Below are 17,141 nucleotides of genomic sequence, written 5' to 3'. Positions count from 1 at the left end.
TTGTTGTTGATCCATCATTATCACCTCCACGCACATTAATTTGTGCAGAAGGTGTACATCCTATTCATGATTTTTTTAAACAAGCAAAGAACGTCCGCCATCCACAATAATCGTCTGGCCTCTAATCATGTCTGCTTTGCCTGATACAAGGAATTCCACGCTGTCGACCATGTCTTTAATTTCCACCATTCGGCCGGCAGGTGTATTTTTCTTCGCATCTTCTAAAAGCTCTTCACGGTTCGGGAAGTGCTTGAGTGCATCGGTATCGATCGCGCCGCCTGATACAGCGTTGACGACGATATTTTTTTGTGAAAGCTCTACAGAAAGGTAACGTGTCAAAGCTTCTAGTGCTGCTTTTGATACGCCGACTACTGTGTAATTTTCAAGGTAGCGAATAGAGCCAAGAGAGCTAATGCTGACGATATGTCCGCCGCCGTTTTTCTCCATTAGTTTCGCCGCTTCTTGTCCGCAAAATAACAAGGCTTTCGCATTGATATTCATCGTCCAGTCCCAATGATTTTCTTCAAGGTCCATAATGGGACGCTGAACACCTGATGCCGCGTTGTTCACAAATACATCTAAACGGCCAAAGGTTTCGTCGATTTGTTGAAACATGTCTTTGATTTTCTCAGGCTGGCCTACATTGGCTTTGACAACCAATGTTTTGACACCCATCGCTTCAATTTCTTCCGCTGTTTCAAGTGCGGCTTTTTTGCTCCTCGCATAGTTAATGACAATGTCATATCCTTTTTCAGCGAGGCGAAGGGCCACTTCTTTCCCTACTCCTCTGCTGCTTCCTGTAATTAATGCACATTTACGTTGACTCATTATGGTTCATCTCCTGATTTGAATAGTTTTCGTTCATTCGCTTCACACTAATAGGAAAGTTCCTATTAGGAGGTTACATTCATGTATGTCGGACGCGATTTAAGCCAGCTTGGCATGATGTCCAAGGATCAATGGAAAGATACTGAGCTTGCTTACTTTCATCATGCTTTCCAACAAATTTTACCTTATTTAAACGAAGAAGGGCAATCTAAGTATCGAGAAATCATTTCTGAAATCGAAGACCGCGGGGGTCTGCACCGAAATGAAGCTGATTATACCCACGGTACAACGGTTAAATATGACTAGGTTGCTCAAGTGCCAGCTTCCAAATTTTTTGGTGTGAGACTGGCAAAGCATATGCCTCAAATTCTTCTGTTGTGACTTTTTTCAGCTTCGTGTCATCAGATACAGAGGTAACTCGTCCAAAGAAAACAGAAATATTCCAGATGAGGTGGGTAAATACATGCTGAATGGTGCCTTCTAAATCACCAAGCTCCGCTTGTACACCCGCCTCCTCTTTTAAGAAATCAATCAGCTGCTCTTTTTCCGTTTTTCTTCCCTTCATGGTTTCCATGTTAGGGAATTCCCATAAATTCGCAAGGAGGCCTGTACTTGGCCGCTTATGAATATATAGGTTGCCTGCGTCATCAAATAACACCGCTGCTGCCATTGATTTTGCAGTCGGCTTTTTCTTTTTGCTTTTCACTGGGAGCTCATGCTGAACGCCTTCCTCGAGTGCCGAACAATGCATGTTCACAGGGCAAATGAGACATGCAGGGGATGTTGGAGTGCAAATGAGCGCACCAAGCTCCATCAGCCCTTGATTAAATTCTGACGGCTTTTCCCGGGAAATGAGCTGATCGACCGCAAATTCGAAAATATTTCTCGTTTTTGGTTTTGCAATATCATCCCATATGGACAAAATACGAGAAATGACCCTCATCACGTTGCCGTCTACCGCAGGATACGGCTTGTTATAGGCGATACTCAGCACTGCGCCGCTCGTATATGGGCCTACACCTTTGAGCTTTGAAAATTGCTCTTTCGTATTAGGGACAATGCCACCATAGGATTCATATACTTCTTTCACAGCAGCCTGTAAATTACGCACTCTTGAGTAGTAGCCAAGACCTTCCCATGCTTTCATGACCTTTTCTTCGTCAGCTAAAGCGAGATCCTTCACCGTCGGGAATTGCTCCATAAACCGGTTGAAATACGGAATGACCGTATCTACTCTCGTTTGCTGAAGCATGACTTCTGATACCCAGACGCGGTATGGATCTTGATTTTCACGCCATGGCAATGTTCGTTGTACTTTTTCATACCAATCAATTAAATCATGCTGAAAGCCCGCAATATCTTTGCGGTCCAGCTTTTCTTGAATGTCTTTCATATCTATACTCCTTCTCATTGGACCGAGGGCTAACGTTCTGAATAGAACCTTATTTGTTGTATACTGTTTGTAGATACGTTAACATGTTACATTAAATCGGGATAAAGCAAAAGTGATTTTGCACATAGTCTTGATTGAAGACGTATACTTTGTATGATTGTTCCTAAGCATGACAACTAGGAGGTAATCAATTGGACACTGGTACTCATGTAGTAATGGGCATTTCTCTTGGGGGACTTGCACTTTTAGATCCAGCCGTCAGCGCAGATCCACACATGGCACACGCCGTGATGATCGCGACAATCGCCGGCTCCCAAGCACCAGACATTGATACTGTGCTAAAACTAAAAAATAATGCGGTTTATATAAGAAATCACCGAGGATTTACACATTCCATTCCGGCTGTACTGTTCTGGTCATTGCTGATTCCGGCTGTGATTTTCCCATTTGTGCCGGGGGCGGATTTACTTCACCTTTGGTTATGGACACTATTAGCCGTTGTGCTTCATGTGTTTGTCGATATTTTCAATGCATACGGTACGCAGGCCATTCGTCCATTTTCAAAGAAATGGGTAGCACTTGGAATCATTAATACGTTTGATCCGTTTATCTTTTTTACACACCTTGTCGCCATTGTCGTTTGGGCGATTGGCGGACATCCCGGCTATACGTTCATAACGCTGTACGCGGTGATATTCTGTTACTATATCGTCAGGGTCATTATGCAGCTACAAATTAAACGTCAACTGCGTGCACGATTCGATGAAATTGAAGAGATTATCATTTCGCCTACAATGAAGTTCAGACAATGGCGCATTGCCGTGAAATGTAAATCCTCTTTCCATGTTGGGCGCAGCATGAATGGAGAAGTCGTCATTTTAGACACGTTTAACCGTGTGCCGGTCCCGGATACTGAAATTATGAAAATTGCCAAACAAGATGAAAACATTTCAGCCTTTCTCTCCTTCTCCCCTGTCTATCGGTGGGAAGTGGATAAATTCAAGGATCATTATGAAGTGCGGTTCATTGATTTGCGATACCGAAGCAAAGGTCATTATCCTTTTGTCGCAATCTGCCATATCGACATGGACCACCAAATCAAAAATTCCTATACCGGCTGGATTTTCAGTGAAGAAAAACTGCAAAAAAAATTAAGACTCGGCTCTGTGTGAGCGAGTCTTTTTTTGTGCTTCACTTTTACAACTTCGTCATATATTCCACAATAAACTCCCAAAATCCAGGTCCTTCTTGGTAGATCAGCCGGTCTATTTTTTCGATGAGTTTGATATAGAGTTCTTGTTCGAGGTCTTCTCTTTCTTGATATGCCGTGTTTTGTAGTTTCTTTTTGATCATGGGTGTGAAGGTTTCAATGAGTTCTTCCATTTCTCCATTGGTCATTTTGTCTTCTTGCACGGACATCTCCCCCTGTTTCTTCTTTTAGTTTGTTGAGCGCTTTTTTGTGTATGTTTGAGATGTTTTGTCTTGTTTCGCCTAACTGATCGGCTATTTCTTTCATCGTTTGGCCTTCGACATAAATTTGAGTTAAGACCATTTTTTGTTTGTCTGTGAGCAGCTGGTAGGCCTTGTACAATGTTTGGTCTTGCAGATGCTCTCCTAAGTCTTGCTGGTTGAAGAGCACGGCTTCATACGTATCTGTTTGAACAGGGTCTTTCACTTCTTGTGTATCAGGATGATCGAGTATGAGCGGAAAACGCTGCTGTTTCTTTTTTACTCGTTTGTCAAAGTCGACTGAAAAGATGCGTATCATTGTGGAGATATACTTGATGATGCGGATTTTCTGATAGAACTGTTTGAACTCGGAATCTAGTTTTTTGGCATTTTCTTCGTTTGGCTCTTCCATGACTTGCCGGAGCAGCTGCTCGTTTTTCGGGTTGCTTAAAAACTGCTGAATGAGCGGGTGATCAATGATTTCCTTCCACTTTGCTTTCAATAACAGCCGATAATCCATGTGCATCCTCCCCTTTGTTCCCTCTACTAGCATTAAGTGGACAAAAGTTAAAAAAAGTAAACTTCGTGAAACGGGTCTAATGGTTCATTTTCTCCCCCTCTGCTTTCCTTTTTCTTCTTTCATACCACTTATATAGAAGACGAGCATCCGCTGGGAGGTGAGACAAATGGAGACCTTTTTTTCAGAGGAATGGCTGAAACAGCTCGGTCAGGCTGGCTTCCCTGCCATTTTGACAGTGTACTTGTTGACACGCTTTGAACGAAAGTTTGATGAATTAAGCAAGCTCATCCAACGATTAGTCGCTGTTCAAAAAAATGATGAATCAGATTGACATCTGCTTGATTCGTTTCACCTTATGAAAACGAGGGCGAAATGAAAGGCCTTTTGTCACCTCACACAATACGATGTTGAAAGGGGATTTTATCATGAGTGAAAAGCAAAATGGAATACCACAGCCGATTCGAGGAGAAAAAGGAGCAACGGTCAAAATTCCACGTAATCTCGAGCGGGACAGACAAAATCCAGATATGCTCACGCCGCCAGAAACCGATCATGGAACAGTCTCCAACCTGAAATATTCTTTTTCTGATACACACAATCGTTTAGAAAAAGGCGGCTACGCCCGAGAGGTAACAGTCCGCGAACTGCCGATCTCTAAAAGTCTTGCATCTGTCAATATGCGGCTAAAGCCTGGTGCGATTCGTGAGCTGCACTGGCATAAGGAAGCGGAATGGGCGTACATGATTTATGGGGAAGCCCGGATTACATCGGTTGATGCAGAGGGGCGCAATTTTACAGAGGATGTGACTGAGGGTGATTTGTGGTACTTCCCTTCTGGCCTGCCGCACTCTATCCAAGCACTTGAACCGGGAGCTGAATTCTTGCTTGTGTTTGATGATGGGTCATTCTCAGAAAATAGTACGTTCCAAGTAACCGATTGGCTTGCCCACACGCCAGAGGAAGTCGTGCTCAAGAACTTCGGTATGACAAAAGAGCAGTTTGACAAGCTGCCAGAGAAAGAAAAGTATATTTTCCAAAAAGGAATTCCTGGTTCCCTTGAATGTGACAAGGTAAAAACAGAGCAAGGAGAAGTCCCGAATTCCTTTAAATATGAGCTGTTAAAACAGGAGCCGATTACGTCAAGCGGCGGACAAGTGTGGATTGCGGACTCTACCAATTTCAAAGCGTCTAAAACGATTGCATCTGCTCTTGTGAAAGTTGATCCAGGTGCCATTCGCGAGCTGCACTGGCATCCAAATACGGATGAATGGCAATATTTTATTTCTGGAAAAGCACGAATGACGGTATTTGCTTCTGATGGACATGCGAGAACCTTCAACTATCAGGCCGGAGACGTTGGATATGTCCCATTTGCGATGGGGCATTATGTAGAGAATACAGGCGACGAACCGCTTTATTTCTTAGAAATCTTTAAGAGCGATCATTATGCAGACATTTCACTTAATCAATGGCTTGCGGTCACACCGAAACAGCTTGTTCTTGATCATTTAGATCAAGGCGAAGACTTCTTAAAACTGCTTGATACTGAAAAACATCCTGTGATCGCTGCGCCTAAAAAAGAGGATTAACATATGACTTCCTGCAAAAAGGCTGTCCTTTTTGCAGGTATCTTCATGTAAAGGAGTGTTTGTTCACCTATGCAGCAATCTGTTCACGCTTTATGGCAAGGGCTGAAATGGCTCATGGCGGCGTCTGCTGTCTGTTACATATTTTTGTTGTTTTGTGTACTGTTCTTTCATTTAACGGGTGCTTTTTATCAATCGATTTTATCGATGCTTTTATTTATGGGCATCTATGTGGTACTTGGGATATCCTTTGAGCATGTGGAGCATGTGCTTATGAGAGTTGTTAGAAAATGCCGTTCCAAAAAACGCTCCATCGTTTTCTATGCCATTTCAATTCATCTTTTGTTTATTTGGGGTGCTGTCTATTTATCAGATGAATTGGTAGGCGGCATTTTACTGTCTACTTCTGAGGAAATCCTCTTTGCTCTAAGCCTTTGGTTGTTTCATTTTTTGTTTGATTATGCGACGTTTTCGTTTGAGAAAGAAGCTTAATGATTTGCTTCATATGATGGATATCGTGTTCGATCAGACCTTGGAAGATAAAAAACACCACTTATGATGAAAAGTGGTGTTTCTTGTGTTGTCTTCGTGCATATAGGATCGCACCGATCAAACTGACGAGTGAAATCAACGCGAGAATTCTGATATAAGGCGGATAGTAGGTTAGCACAATCTCGTTTTTGCCTTTTTCTATTGGAAAACCGATAAAGGCGTAATTGGCTTGTTCAATATCGGTCTGCTTTCCGTTTACCGTGAGCTCCCAGCCTTTTTCATATGGTACTGGCAGAACCATATAATCATCGCCGCGTTTGTTATCATATGAAATCGTAAAGCGGTTGTTTTCGAGCTTTACTTGCTGGCTGCCATCATCCTGTTTTTCTTTTTCATATGCCTTTTCTAGGATGCGGTAAGGCTCTTGATACAGCCTCAGTTGATTGAGCTCATACGTCCCTTTTGGTACTCGAATGGAAAGGATTTTTTCTGCAGGGACTCGAATCGTCACTTCATTGACGCCTGTTTTGTAGATGGATGTATTGCTTTTTCGTGAGGTGACGTAGTTGTCAACGGATAACTGAAATCCTTCGTTACGGTCTGTCCGCTTCACATAAAAGCTCACATACACATCCCCAGCGCGGGCCATATCATCTGGCAGCATGATATTCAGACCGCCTGTTTCTCCGTATACATCAAGCACGCCATGTTCGTATACGGCTTGTTCCGTATGAATCTTTGTATCCTTGACTCGATCTGGCGCGTGCTCTATTTCAGCGTTTCCTTTTTTGTCTAAAATCACACCCTGCAGCATCGCATGCTCTCTATCAAGTGCTGAGGCATCCTTTAAGGATTCTTCTGAATAGATGGTGCTTGTTGTTCTTGCAAATGGCAGTGGCCGTGTATTTTCATACACTTTATAATGCTCGCTTTCCAATATTGGCTTAAAATAAGCTGGCGGTGAGTCAGGCATCGTATTGTCTCTCATATAATACTTTCCGTAGGTCAGGCTGTATAAATTCGCTCTGTCCCCCATTGTTGCATAACGGCTGACACTTTCACGTCCCATATCGATTTGCAGGTCATTCCAATAAAAATTGAGCAAATGTTTATTTAATATACTTGAATATGCACTCATGCCTTGAAAGTCTTCAAATAACGGGGTATTGTTGCGCACACCATTCATCCAATCAATCCGGGCAAGCGGATCTTTTGAGGAGCGGCTTTGAATCTGCTGAATGAGCTTCATTTGCTCATGTCCAGCATACGCCTCACTATTCAGATACGTATCTGATACGTTCTTAATATTGCTTCTTTCAGATAAGTAGCCCTGCTGATACACGCCTGCTGTCAGTAAGCTGACAACGATGAGCACAGCTGAAAAGAGACGAAGATGCTGGCGTTTTTCCGCATGAATCATAAGGAAAAACAAGCTGATCACAAGCAGTCCTATGCCTGTAAATACAACAACATCCATATTTCCCTTTGCTCGTTCTGATAAGATGACTGCGAGAAGAAATACGATCCAAGCGCCTAAGACCGCACGCTTTTTCCACTTCCACTCGATTTGCGAGAAATGCTTGATGGTGATGGCTGCGACCGCCCCAACTGTAAAGGCAAGAATGTATTCAAACCTGTATTGGGGTGCTGAAAAACCATTAAACACGCTCGCCATCTTTGGACTGTAGTGAAAAACAATGAGCAGAACGCTGATCGATGTAAACATGAAAAACCACCTGTTCCGATAAAGCGGAACGAGGAACATACAAATGAGAAAGATCACAGGTAATAAATACACCCTGCTTGTAAACAGCAGATGATCATGCAGATCAAACCAAGGTATAGATTGATCATATGGCGGTCTTATATTATGAAGAAATCCATAGACAGACGGGACAAAAAAGGCAGCACTGATCCCAAAGGATAACAGCGTAGAGACCGCCAGCGTCCAGAACACCTTCCACCCGTTCTCCTCACTTCGAAGCTTGATGATATATCTGAAGACCAGATAGATCGCTAAAAAGATAAAATGAATATAAGCAAAGTAAAAATTGTTGATGAGCATCAGGCTGCAACTCGCAATAAACCAAGCTGGCTTACCTGTTTTGAAAATCCGTTCAACCCCAAGTACAAGCAGCGGGAGCCACATCATACTGTCGGTGAAAAACTCCCAAAACGTTTGATGCCGAAAATACACAATAGACAATCCGTAGATTGCGGCTCCTGTTAATGCGCTCAGCCTATGCTGAACCATTGAAAGAAGCACACGGTAAGCGATGAAAAGAATGAGCGTCAGCTTGATCAAACTCAGCCAAATGACGGCATTTGCCCAGAAATGGATGTCCGTTGACTGGATAAGATGAAGCGCATTCATCAACCAGACGACAGCGACCGTGACCATAAAGACAGTCGACGTTGTGAAATAATAACCTAATTGCGTATATGTACCGCCGCCTAGACCGAATTGATAGGAATAAAAGAAGTTCCCTTTGACGTATTCATCGTACAGCAGCTTTTTAAATGGGAGCATTTGTGAGATCCCGTCTCCATCTCCTGTCATATACCGGCCTTGCGTATATTCATATAAGAAAAAGGAGTGTCCTAATAAAGCGAGAATGAGGCACATTCCTATCATTATCCATCTACGTTTCATCATCTAAATCCTTTCCACAAAAGATCCACTACTCTTTGAAACAAAACAACCCAGCAAGCGATTCGTGCTTGCCGGTTATTTGACTCCACGTTATTTAAATAACTGTGTTAACACTCGGTCTTGTTCCTTTGAGCTTGTCTCTTGTTCCATCACATTTGATTCCTGGATTAAATAATGCGGCCTCTTTTTCGTTTCATAATAAATACGGCCAATATATTCTCCAATCACACCTAGACTCAAAAGCTGGACACCTCCGAGGAACAGCACAGCCGATATTAAAGTAAAATAACCCGGCACCATAATGCCCGTTCTGACGATTTGAATAAAGGTGGCTACGATGTAAATCAATGAGAGAAATAAGATCAGTATGCCAGTATAAAAACAAATTCGCAGTGGGCGGTTGTTAAAAGAAATAACGCCATCTATGCCATAGTTAAATAATTTCTTCAGTGACCATTTTGTATCACCATGCTGTCTTTCTACATTTTCATAATAGATGACCTTTTCTTCAAACCCAATCCAGCAAAAAAGCCCTTTCGAAAAACGATTTCCCTCTTTCAGCTGAAGCAATGCATCGATGGCTTGGCGTGAAATTAAACGGAAATCCCCGACGCCATCACGCAAGTCCACTTCTACTACCTTGTTCATCACCTTATAGTACATGGATGACAGGTAAGAGCGCAGCTTGCTGTCACCTTTCCGATTCCGTTTGGCAATGACTTGATGATAGCCTTCTTCATACCCTCTGACAAAGTCCTGAATTAAATACGTCGGGTGCTGCAGATCGGCGTCCATAATAATCGCAGCGGCTCCTTTTGCATGTTCAAGACCTGCCAAAATAGCGGCTTCCTTTCCAAAGTTACGCGAAAAGGAAATATATTTAACCTTTGCACTTTTGCGAGAGAGCTCTCTCATGTATTGAAGCGTGTTGTCTTTGCTTCCATCATTTACAAAGATGATTTCAAAGTCATAATGAAAATCGCGAAACTCTTCCTCGAGTGCCTCAAAGATTCGTCTGATGTTTTCACCTTCATTGTAAGAAGGAATTATAACAGAGAGCAGTTCCCGTTCCATATCGCACCTTCTCTTCACTTTTTTCACATAGTCTGATATGTTCATTATTCCTTTTTTGTCAGAAAACGAAACCCTTTTTTATTATCCATAAATTACATGTCTCTTCAATCGTTTCATTATATCAGAGTTTTATTTCCAGTGATTTTCGGCAGGATGAATTTAATGTAATTTTAAGTTTAATCATTGTAAAAAGCCTGTAATTTCGATCACAGACTGGGTATTGTTTCATAAAGTTATTTGTTCATTTGTATATTTTCCTTATTATTGAAAAAGATGAATGGAAGTAAAAGGGCAACCTTTTAGTGAAGCAGCCCTCGATTGTTTTGTTGCAGATGCTCGTTTGCCTTTGATTGTTTATTTTGAAATAAATGCAGCTGCGCGCCGTAGCTCTCGATCCACTCTTGGACAATTCGCTGTGTTGTTTCTTGTCCTTTATACTTGCGGCCAGCCTTTGCATAAGTCGTTTCAAAATCACTCCAAAGCAGCTCTACCCATGTACGTGCTTCGTCATATGTCAGCATATTGTTTTTTTCCATAAGTTGTTCTGTTAATCGCTCAAAGTATTGTTCCATGCCTGTTCCTCCTTCATCTAGCAGAATGTGCCTTTTTAAAAAAACTTCTTTTTTCATATACTACCCTTACGTCTTCAAAAGACGCAAATGATTTGTATTGTTTGGAGGGAATCGATATGCGTAATAAAGCAAAAGGCTTTCCAAATCAGGTAAATCACAAGTTTGAAGGCGAACCAGGCGCTACAGATGCTTATGCGTCTAAACGGCCGAATGGTGAAACGAATACACGTCCACAGGAACGTATGAGGGCATCAGGGAAACGCTAATTTTTCCAAAGGGAGTGCTTGAGATATGAGTTCAAATGGGAAATCGTATATGGCAGACTTTGTTCAATTAAGGACAACCGCTTACCCTCAACCATGGGCAAATGCAAAGCATTCTGCCTCTCAGGTCAACGGAGAAACGCAGCAAACGCAGCACGACATCGTACTTCAGAACAACGTCCGTAAACAGCGTTCGAAGTAAAGAAAAGGACTGATCTTTTAGGATCAGTCCTTTTGCGTCAGCATTGAAATCGGCAGGGCATCTTCCTTATTTGGAGCCGATACTCTGTATCCCCATGCAAAAACGCCATTTAGATATTCCACATAAAACTCTTCTTCTGTGTCTTTAATTTGATAAGTTGTTTTCGTTTGAATCGAGGCTGGATCTAATAAATAGGCTTTCGCCATATCGATTTTCCGTTCTAAAACTGCGTATTCATTCACAATGCCAAGCTGCTCAGCCTTTCGTGCTTTTTCAGAAAGGGCGGCAATCTCCTGCTTCAATTCGTATTCTGTCATCTCACTATAGCGTTTTTCCATCTGTCATTCCCCTTTGTCTAAAACGTGATCAATTGTATCAAGATCAAAGCCTTTTCTGAATAAAAATTGCTTTACTTTCATCTTCTTTTCAAATGATCCGTCATATCCTACCTTGCGTTTTGCCTTCTCCAGCATATAAAGGAGGGCTTCTTCTTCCTTTTCGTCTTCTTGTCCATCATAGGCTTCTTGAAGGGCTTTATCAATGATCTCAAACGAAAATCCCTTTCGCTGCAGCTGCAGCTTGATGCGCTGCTCGATCTCTTTTGCAGAACGATTTTTTTCTTTTTTGACAAGCTTGAGAACCTGCTTTACAGCTTCCTCCAGCTGTAAGTCATCAGGGTATTGCGATAGCGCCTGTTCAATCGTGTCATCGTCTATCCCCTTGAGCTTCAATTCTTTTTTTAGGACGGACGGTCCTTTGCTGTTCGTTTTTCGGTGGGTGCTGACATAGGCTTCTGCAAATTCAAGATCATTTACATACTTATAATGCTTTAATTTGTGTATAATTTCACTAATAGCAGGTGCAGGGATTTCTTTTTTCGTTAAATAATCGGTGACTTCTTTCACTGATCTCATGCGGTAGGATAAATAATCAACGGCCTGCTGAAATCCTTTTTTCACTGAATCACCGAATTGAATCTCAATGATATCTGCTTCGTCCAGCTCTTTTCCTTTTTTCAAATCGTGCTGGACGAGCACATCTAAATCAACGCTAAAGGCGTACTTTTCATCAAGAAAGATGTTGACCCGCTCGGTATTGTTTTTCTGAGCAGAAATTTTTGTAATATAGGGCATCCTGTGATCACTCCTTTTCCAAAACAGTCAGGATGTTTCTTCTGATTCAAAATCGTGAAAGATATAGGTATGTATATGAGAGGAGAGATGTCAATTGAATATCGCCATTACCGGAGGAACCGGTTTTATCGGCCAGCATGTCACAAAAGTGCTCGCTGCTGAGGGACATTATCTATATATTTTAACAAGAAATCCAAAGGAATCCGAACAAAATCATTTACATTATGTGCAGTGGCTGACTGAAGGTGCTGCACCTGAGCATGAATTGCCTGCCATCGATGTATGGATTAACCTTGCTGGAAAATCCATTTTTACACGCTGGACAGACAAGGCAAAAGAAGGCATCCTCTCCAGCCGTCTCAAATCAACACAAGAGGTAAGACGCATTATAGAAGCGCAGGAATCGAAACCATCTGTGCTGATTCAAGCAAGTGCTGTCGGAATTTATGGCACATCTCAAACAGGCGATTTTACGGAGGAGTCACCTCCTGCAGATACTGATTTCTTAAGTCATACATCAAAACTTTGGGAAGCTGAGGCGCAAAAAATTGAAGCACTCGGCATTCGTACAGTCTACACCCGCTTTGGCGTCGTGTTAGGCGAAAAAGGGACACTGCCGCTGATGACACTTCCTTACAAGCTGTTTGCCGGCGGGACAATCGGCTCTGGCTCGCAATGGGTTTCATGGGTTCATGTTGAGGATGTGGCACATCTCATTGCTTATGCGATTCATAATGACGACCTCTCAGGCCCGCTCAATGTGACATCACCGAATCCTGTTCAAATGAAACAGCTTGGACAAACCATTGCTTCTGCCCTTCACCGCCCCCATTGGCTGAAGGTGCCATCTTTTGTGATCAAAACGGCCCTTGGTGAAATGTCATTACTTGTTTTAGAAGGTCAGCGTGCTCTGCCAAAAAAAGCACTGCTCTCTTCTTATGACTTTTTGCACCCTGAACTAAAAGAAGCGATTTTGCATTCTAAGGAATAAATGTTGTCAAAAACACCCATCCTATTAGAAATGATATGAGGGGGCGATTTTGATGAAGAAAAAAGAACACCAGCCAACTTCGAAGCTGAAGAAAACCCAGGAAGTCCTGTATCAGCAGGAATTCAAAAAAGCGGAAAGAGCAGCAGATAAAAGAAACAAATAAGACGGATATTCCCCTCCAACAAGCACATAACTAAAGTGATCTTGTAAAGGAGGGAAAGGCTTTGAAAAAAGACCAACACAAAAAATCCAACCAAGAGCTCGCGGCACAAGAGACGGATGGCGAATATGTTGAATTTTCCAAAGAACTTGCAGATCCGAATGACGTAAAAGCAATGGCACGTATGAAAGCAGCCGATCAGCGCGCCAAAAAACAATAAGTAAAAAAGCAGACCTTATTCAGCGGTCTGCTTTTCTTTTATTTGATTTCAGTAAGAAGACTTGATGCTTTCTGGCGTGATTTTTCCTCAGGCACCTCTTCTGGATAACCTATATGAAGGATCGCAGCAAACCGTTCGTTTTCCTTTAATCCCATGTCTTGTTGAAAGCCTTTGTCGTATAAAATACGTCCGCTCTTCCATACCATACCGATCCCTTGATCCCACGCAAGCAGCTGAAGATTTTGAATAAGTGCGCTGACAGCAGCAAAATCATCATTTCTCACTACAGGGTTCTCGTCTTCTTTTAGCACAACAAGTAAAAGCGCTGGAACCTTAGAAAAGTATTCTCTGTATTGATTGATTTTTTCTTCTTTTGCATCTGGGTTGTTGCGCTGAAAGAAAGCAATAAAGCGCTCTACAAAAGTCGCTTTCGCTTCATCCGTCACCGCATATAAAAAGCGCCATGGCTCCGTGATTTTATGATTAGGTGCATAGACTGCATCCTCTAATAGCGGCTGAAGCTGCTCAATCGTCACCGGTGTGTCTTTGAATTTTCGAATCGATCGTCTATATCTGACAGCGTCTCGAACTGTTAACGCTTCTGTTTGTTGTTTCGTTTCTGGCATATATGTCATCCTTTCAATCAACTTAATTGAAATTGATTCTCATTCACATTATAAACGTCATCGCGTGCAGTTGCAAATCAAGTATCCCTCCTCCCCGTCTGCTAAATAGTTGTTTGACTTTTTCAAGTAATGTTACAATCATATTACGTTTTAAACAAATTTTGAGAAAAAAGCCAAGATGATGAAATGATTTTCAAGTATTCCCATTTTGTCTGATCTGGTTTTTTTGTCAAAAGGCTTTCAACCATGATTGGAAGGGAGGCTTCTGGATGGAATGAAAATCAATATTGGACAAATCATTAAACTCTACCGTTATAAACAAAATATGACCCAATCTGAATTGGCAGAAGGAATTTGTTCTGTCTCTCATTTAAGTAAAATTGAAAATGGCTCAAAGGAGGCCAATCAAGATACGATCAATTTGCTGCTTGAACGGCTTGGCATCAGCCAAGAAAAGCTGTCACAAAAGGCGCGTCATCTGCTGTCACTTTTGGATGAGTTTCAAATGAATATGTATTTCTATGCTCTCGATCAGGCTGAACAAAATGCAGAAATGATCATTCAGCACGAGGAGCAGTTCTTTTCGCTCGATTTAGGTATTCAGTATCATTTGTCCTTATTTCAATTTTATTTATTAACGGATAAACAGCCGCTTGCCTTAAAAACACACCGCGTGCTCAAAAAATTCGAAAAAACCTTTATTGAAACGGAAAAAGAAATTTTTGAATATCTTGACGGCATTCATCAAATTAAAATTGGTCAGCTTGAAGATGGGCTCAAAAAGCTTGAAAGCTGCTTTTCCTACGCTTCAGTCGAACAAAGTGATTTGTATTATCACTATGCAAAAGCACTTGGAAACATGGGACAGCTGGGTGATGCGCTTGAAGCGACACATCAAGCGATGGATTTATATAGACAAAAGAACAATTTCAAGCGGATTATTCACTGTACACTCATTCACGGCGTGATCTCACTTGAACTAAAAGCCTATCAAACTGCGAAGAAATATATAAAGGAAGTGATTTTGCACACGTCCCTTCATCCTGATGCCTATATTAAAATGTCCGCTTATTTTTATTACGGGGTGCTCTTAAAACGTGAAGGTGATTTCTCTTCAGCTGTGCCTTATTTACTAGATTCACTCAATTATTTTAATCAAGAACAGATAGAAGATCGTTACTGTGAAACGCTATATGAAATTGCGACACTATACGCTGAATATGACCGCAAAAAAGCACTTCCCTACATACACGAGCTGTTAAAACAGCCTCGTATTCAGCCAAACTGTTTATATATGATCAAAATCTATAAATTGATGATTGAGGAAAACCCTCTTGATTTGAAAACCTATTTGGTCGAAGCAGCCCTTCCTTACTTTGAACACAATGAGCTGCACAGTGAATATTTGTTTGCTCTTAGGACCTTGCTTACCTATGCAGGTGCTGAGCTTGATGAGCAGGCCTATAAGTCCTACACAAAGAAACTGCTCGATCATTTAACAGTATATCTTCCCTATTACAAAAAAGCATGACCTTCTGCCGATCGAAGGTCATGCTTTTTCTATTTATTAAATGGTCTCTTGTTGATCTGTGTCATGATGGTTCACCCGTTTGACAGAATGAATATACCGTCTTTTTGCAAAGAAATCGTACGCATGCTGTCCAAATCCAAGCCAAATACTGAGCACGATGAATGGGACCGTTCCCCATAAAGCAGGGATATGGCAGGCCATACGCAGCCAAGTATAAATCCCTGAATTCTTTTGATTTTTGGCTAGGGAAATAGACACAATTCGTTTTTCCGCCTTCTCTTCACTGATTTTATTCAGCCTGAGCAGCTGCGAGTGTCTAAAGGATTCAAAGTGAATCCGATTTTTCCAATCGAGTGATCTTAACACATCAATCGTTTTTGCACATGCAGGGCTTTGTCCGTCATAAAACACAAGCAGCCTCAGTGATTTAATGGAACGCTGTTCTCTTTTTTTCGATTCAGCGAGCTTCTTTTTTTCTTGATCGAGATAAATGATTTTTTTCATAAATTGATCGCCTGTCCTTTTCCATCATTTTTTTAGTTCGTTCAAAGGAGATTACAACTAGATTACTATAGTTGCTGGGCCTCTTGTATTGGGAAAAAGCCAACCGTTGTGCGTTATATGAGCCTTTGGATAAGGGCAAAATCATTGATTTCATGGCATATATGAGGTTTTTCAACTAAAAGTGGTTGGGAAAATCGTGGTGCTTTGCGGTTTTCTGCGGTATTTGATAGAATTCTGCGGTTTTCTACATCTTTATGCGGTGGTTTTGTAGGTAAAACGCAAAAACAAGATAAAAAAAGACTACTTCACATTGCGGCGAAGTAGTCTTTTGGTTTATATTTTTGCCAAAACTTCTACTATTTCTTTCTCAATATCTTTCCATAAGTAGCGGTCTGTCGTATAGTGATGTGCGGCTTCATTCGCAAATACTTGAAAAGCTTCTTCATAATCAGGTGCATCTTTGTCCGGTTTTTTCTCGTCGACAAAGCGCTGCGCTTCTGCTGAGCGAGGTCCCCATTTGCCCACTTCATTCCCGTCCTGATCAATGATGACGATAATCGGAATCGATCTTGCGGTCCCGTTCGTTAAATACTGATCCATCAGGTCTAGATGCTCATCCCGAATGAAATAGCGCGCATCAATGAGTGCTTCATTTGCAATACGCATGAAAATTGGGACATTAACCATCGCATCTCCGCACCAATCCGCTGTGATGACAAGTGCTCTGAGCTTTTTCTTTTGCAGCTTTTGAAGCAGCTCTTTTTCTTTTTGATGAATTGCATACTGGTTGTACACCGTGAGCAGATTTTCCCGGTTTTTCTCCATGTTGTGTACATATGTACGTTCAGCTAATCCCTTTGTAAACCATTCATTTAATGTCATATGAACATCCCCCTTACCCTTCAACTTTACCACTTTTGCTATTCTTTTGTCTAAAAAAACCT

23 protein-coding genes are annotated in these 17,141 nt (G+C 41.7%); 11 read left to right on the top strand and 12 right to left on the bottom strand.

Going from position 1 to position 17,141, the window contains the following annotated elements:
• Positions 1–75: 75 nt before the first annotated feature.
• On the bottom strand, positions 76–828 hold the full coding sequence (fabL, locus tag EV579_RS16915; RefSeq protein WP_024425211.1) for an enoyl-[acyl-carrier-protein] reductase FabL: 753 nt from the start codon (positions 826–828) through the stop codon (positions 76–78).
• An 81-nt stretch (positions 829–909) separates the two neighbouring features.
• Between fabL and EV579_RS16910 the strand changes: the two genes are divergently transcribed.
• A complete protein-coding gene (locus EV579_RS16910) occupies positions 910–1,134 on the top strand; it encodes a hypothetical protein (RefSeq protein WP_003217808.1) in 225 nt (74 codons plus the stop codon).
• Here EV579_RS16910 and mutY read toward each other — a convergent pair.
• Positions 1,121–2,221, bottom strand: a complete 1,101-nt coding sequence (gene mutY, locus EV579_RS16905) for an A/G-specific adenine glycosylase (protein WP_133744901.1) — start codon at positions 2,219–2,221, stop codon at positions 1,121–1,123. The two genes, EV579_RS16910 and mutY, sit on opposite strands and share 14 nt — an antisense overlap.
• 191 nt (positions 2,222–2,412) lie before the next feature.
• Between mutY and EV579_RS16900 the strand changes: the two genes are divergently transcribed.
• A complete protein-coding gene (locus EV579_RS16900) occupies positions 2,413–3,393 on the top strand; it encodes a metal-dependent hydrolase (RefSeq protein ID WP_073204407.1) in 981 nt (326 codons plus the stop codon).
• 25 nt (positions 3,394–3,418) lie between these two features.
• On the opposite strand, the gene rsoA is transcribed toward EV579_RS16900, so the two are convergent.
• On the bottom strand, positions 3,419–3,640 hold the full coding sequence (rsoA, locus tag EV579_RS16895) for a sigma-O factor regulator RsoA (protein WP_073204404.1): 222 nt from the start codon (positions 3,638–3,640) through the stop codon (positions 3,419–3,421).
• The gene (locus tag EV579_RS16890; RefSeq protein WP_073204402.1) at positions 3,588–4,190 is read right to left on the bottom strand and encodes a sigma-70 family RNA polymerase sigma factor; all 603 of its coding nucleotides are present in this window, start codon (positions 4,188–4,190) and stop codon (positions 3,588–3,590) included. The genes rsoA and EV579_RS16890 overlap by 53 nt, the downstream gene beginning before the upstream one ends.
• Before the next feature lie 166 nt (positions 4,191–4,356).
• On the opposite strand from EV579_RS16890, the gene EV579_RS16885 reads away from it, so the two are divergent.
• The 3 genes from EV579_RS16885 (at position 4,357) to EV579_RS16875 (ending at position 6,268) form a co-directional block, all read left to right on the top strand.
• Positions 4,357–4,521 carry a YvrJ family protein gene (locus EV579_RS16885; RefSeq protein ID WP_003217819.1) on the top strand — a complete coding sequence of 55 codons (165 nt, stop codon included), beginning with the start codon at positions 4,357–4,359 and terminating at the stop codon, positions 4,519–4,521.
• A gap of 94 nt (positions 4,522–4,615) precedes the next feature.
• Positions 4,616–5,779 (top strand): oxalate decarboxylase family bicupin, encoded by a 1,164-nt coding sequence (locus tag EV579_RS16880; RefSeq protein WP_024425215.1) that lies wholly within the window; start codon positions 4,616–4,618, stop codon positions 5,777–5,779.
• A gap of 69 nt (positions 5,780–5,848) precedes the next feature.
• Positions 5,849–6,268 carry a regulatory YrvL family protein gene (locus tag EV579_RS16875; RefSeq protein WP_024425804.1) on the top strand — a complete coding sequence of 140 codons (420 nt, stop codon included), beginning with the start codon at positions 5,849–5,851 and terminating at the stop codon, positions 6,266–6,268.
• A gap of 61 nt (positions 6,269–6,329) precedes the next feature.
• Here EV579_RS16875 and EV579_RS16870 read toward each other — a convergent pair whose 3' ends face one another.
• The 3 genes from EV579_RS16870 to EV579_RS16860 all read right to left on the bottom strand — a co-directional run bounded on the left by EV579_RS16870 (position 6,330) and on the right by EV579_RS16860 (position 10,567).
• Entirely contained in the window at positions 6,330–8,924 is a 2,595-nt protein-coding gene (locus EV579_RS16870) for a YfhO family protein (protein ID WP_133744900.1), read from the bottom strand.
• 87 nt (positions 8,925–9,011) lie between these two features.
• Positions 9,012–9,995: a glycosyltransferase family 2 protein gene (locus EV579_RS16865; RefSeq protein WP_024425218.1), complete on the bottom strand. Its 984-nt coding sequence runs from the start codon at positions 9,993–9,995 to the stop codon at positions 9,012–9,014.
• Between the two features lie 299 nt (positions 9,996–10,294).
• A complete protein-coding gene (locus tag EV579_RS16860; protein WP_122632173.1) occupies positions 10,295–10,567 on the bottom strand; it encodes a YfhJ family protein in 273 nt (90 codons plus the stop codon).
• A gap of 116 nt (positions 10,568–10,683) precedes the next feature.
• On the opposite strand from EV579_RS16860, the gene EV579_RS16855 reads away from it, so the two are divergent.
• Complete coding sequence (locus EV579_RS16855) at positions 10,684–10,833, top strand: small, acid-soluble spore protein K (RefSeq protein WP_003217849.1); 150 nt, start codon at positions 10,684–10,686, stop codon at positions 10,831–10,833.
• A 25-nt stretch (positions 10,834–10,858) separates the two neighbouring features.
• Positions 10,859–11,032, top strand: a complete 174-nt coding sequence (locus EV579_RS16850; protein ID WP_008360604.1) for a YpzG family protein — start codon at positions 10,859–10,861, stop codon at positions 11,030–11,032.
• 23 nt (positions 11,033–11,055) lie between these two features.
• Here the strand turns inward: EV579_RS16850 and EV579_RS16845 are convergent, their stop codons facing one another.
• On the bottom strand, positions 11,056–11,370 hold the full coding sequence (locus tag EV579_RS16845) for a YfhH family protein (protein WP_041087336.1): 315 nt from the start codon (positions 11,368–11,370) through the stop codon (positions 11,056–11,058).
• Between the two features lie 3 nt (positions 11,371–11,373).
• Positions 11,374–12,165 (bottom strand): recombination regulator RecX, encoded by a 792-nt coding sequence (recX, locus tag EV579_RS16840; RefSeq protein WP_133744899.1) that lies wholly within the window; start codon positions 12,163–12,165, stop codon positions 11,374–11,376.
• A gap of 94 nt (positions 12,166–12,259) precedes the next feature.
• Between recX and EV579_RS16835 the strand changes: the two genes are divergently transcribed.
• From EV579_RS16835 to EV579_RS16825, 3 genes are all read left to right on the top strand, one after another.
• Positions 12,260–13,156, top strand: coding sequence for a TIGR01777 family oxidoreductase (locus EV579_RS16835; protein WP_133744898.1), 897 nt, complete (start codon positions 12,260–12,262; stop codon positions 13,154–13,156).
• A gap of 52 nt (positions 13,157–13,208) precedes the next feature.
• Positions 13,209–13,319: a YfhE family protein gene (locus EV579_RS16830; protein ID WP_133744897.1), complete on the top strand. Its 111-nt coding sequence runs from the start codon at positions 13,209–13,211 to the stop codon at positions 13,317–13,319.
• A 61-nt stretch (positions 13,320–13,380) separates the two neighbouring features.
• The gene (locus EV579_RS16825) at positions 13,381–13,536 is read left to right on the top strand and encodes a YfhD family protein (protein WP_133744896.1); all 156 of its coding nucleotides are present in this window, start codon (positions 13,381–13,383) and stop codon (positions 13,534–13,536) included.
• Between the two features lie 38 nt (positions 13,537–13,574).
• On the opposite strand, the gene EV579_RS16820 is transcribed toward EV579_RS16825, so the two are convergent.
• Complete coding sequence (locus tag EV579_RS16820; RefSeq protein WP_024425224.1) at positions 13,575–14,162, bottom strand: nitroreductase family protein; 588 nt, start codon at positions 14,160–14,162, stop codon at positions 13,575–13,577.
• Between the two features lie 274 nt (positions 14,163–14,436).
• On the opposite strand from EV579_RS16820, the gene EV579_RS16815 reads away from it, so the two are divergent.
• On the top strand, positions 14,437–15,693 hold the full coding sequence (locus EV579_RS16815) for a transcriptional regulator (protein ID WP_024425225.1): 1,257 nt from the start codon (positions 14,437–14,439) through the stop codon (positions 15,691–15,693).
• Between the two features lie 36 nt (positions 15,694–15,729).
• Here EV579_RS16815 and EV579_RS16810 read toward each other — a convergent pair whose 3' ends face one another.
• On the bottom strand, positions 15,730–16,197 hold the full coding sequence (locus EV579_RS16810) for a thiol-disulfide oxidoreductase DCC family protein (RefSeq protein WP_024425226.1): 468 nt from the start codon (positions 16,195–16,197) through the stop codon (positions 15,730–15,732).
• A 333-nt stretch (positions 16,198–16,530) separates the two neighbouring features.
• The gene (locus EV579_RS16805) at positions 16,531–17,079 is read right to left on the bottom strand and encodes a thioredoxin family protein (RefSeq protein ID WP_133744895.1); all 549 of its coding nucleotides are present in this window, start codon (positions 17,077–17,079) and stop codon (positions 16,531–16,533) included.
• Positions 17,080–17,141: the final 62 nt, after the last annotated feature.

The sequence above is a fragment of the Bacillus sp. BK450 genome, from assembly GCF_004364885.1.
In the GTDB taxonomy this organism is placed as follows: Bacteria; Bacillota; Bacilli; order Bacillales; family Bacillaceae; genus Bacillus; species Bacillus safensis.
This window is presented reverse-complemented; position numbering and strand designations above follow the sequence as displayed.

Coding starts and splice junctions, on each gene's coding strand:
- fabL (WP_024425211.1), bottom strand. CDS start 828: ATGAGTCAACGTAAATGTGCATTAATTACAGGAAGCAGCAGAGGAGTA.
- EV579_RS16910 (WP_003217808.1), top strand. CDS start 910: ATGTATGTCGGACGCGATTTAAGCCAGCTTGGCATGATGTCCAAGGAT.
- mutY (WP_133744901.1), bottom strand. CDS start 2,221: ATGAAAGACATTCAAGAAAAGCTGGACCGCAAAGATATTGCGGGCTTT.
- rsoA (WP_073204404.1), bottom strand. CDS start 3,640: ATGTCCGTGCAAGAAGACAAAATGACCAATGGAGAAATGGAAGAACTC.
- EV579_RS16890 (WP_073204402.1), bottom strand. CDS start 4,190: ATGGATTATCGGCTGTTATTGAAAGCAAAGTGGAAGGAAATCATTGAT.
- EV579_RS16885 (WP_003217819.1), top strand. CDS start 4,357: ATGGAGACCTTTTTTTCAGAGGAATGGCTGAAACAGCTCGGTCAGGCT.
- EV579_RS16880 (WP_024425215.1), top strand. CDS start 4,616: ATGAGTGAAAAGCAAAATGGAATACCACAGCCGATTCGAGGAGAAAAA.
- EV579_RS16875 (WP_024425804.1), top strand. CDS start 5,849: ATGCAGCAATCTGTTCACGCTTTATGGCAAGGGCTGAAATGGCTCATG.
- EV579_RS16870 (WP_133744900.1), bottom strand. CDS start 8,924: ATGATGAAACGTAGATGGATAATGATAGGAATGTGCCTCATTCTCGCT.
- EV579_RS16865 (WP_024425218.1), bottom strand. CDS start 9,995: ATGGAACGGGAACTGCTCTCTGTTATAATTCCTTCTTACAATGAAGGT.
- EV579_RS16860 (WP_122632173.1), bottom strand. CDS start 10,567: ATGGAACAATACTTTGAGCGATTAACAGAACAACTTATGGAAAAAAAC.
- EV579_RS16855 (WP_003217849.1), top strand. CDS start 10,684: ATGCGTAATAAAGCAAAAGGCTTTCCAAATCAGGTAAATCACAAGTTT.
- EV579_RS16850 (WP_008360604.1), top strand. CDS start 10,859: ATGAGTTCAAATGGGAAATCGTATATGGCAGACTTTGTTCAATTAAGG.
- EV579_RS16845 (WP_041087336.1), bottom strand. CDS start 11,370: ATGGAAAAACGCTATAGTGAGATGACAGAATACGAATTGAAGCAGGAG.
- recX (WP_133744899.1), bottom strand. CDS start 12,165: ATGCCCTATATTACAAAAATTTCTGCTCAGAAAAACAATACCGAGCGG.
- EV579_RS16830 (WP_133744897.1), top strand. CDS start 13,209: ATGAAGAAAAAAGAACACCAGCCAACTTCGAAGCTGAAGAAAACCCAG.
- EV579_RS16820 (WP_024425224.1), bottom strand. CDS start 14,162: ATGCCAGAAACGAAACAACAAACAGAAGCGTTAACAGTTCGAGACGCT.
- EV579_RS16815 (WP_024425225.1), top strand. CDS start 14,437: ATGAAAATCAATATTGGACAAATCATTAAACTCTACCGTTATAAACAA.
- EV579_RS16810 (WP_024425226.1), bottom strand. CDS start 16,197: ATGAAAAAAATCATTTATCTCGATCAAGAAAAAAAGAAGCTCGCTGAA.
- EV579_RS16805 (WP_133744895.1), bottom strand. CDS start 17,079: ATGACATTAAATGAATGGTTTACAAAGGGATTAGCTGAACGTACATAT.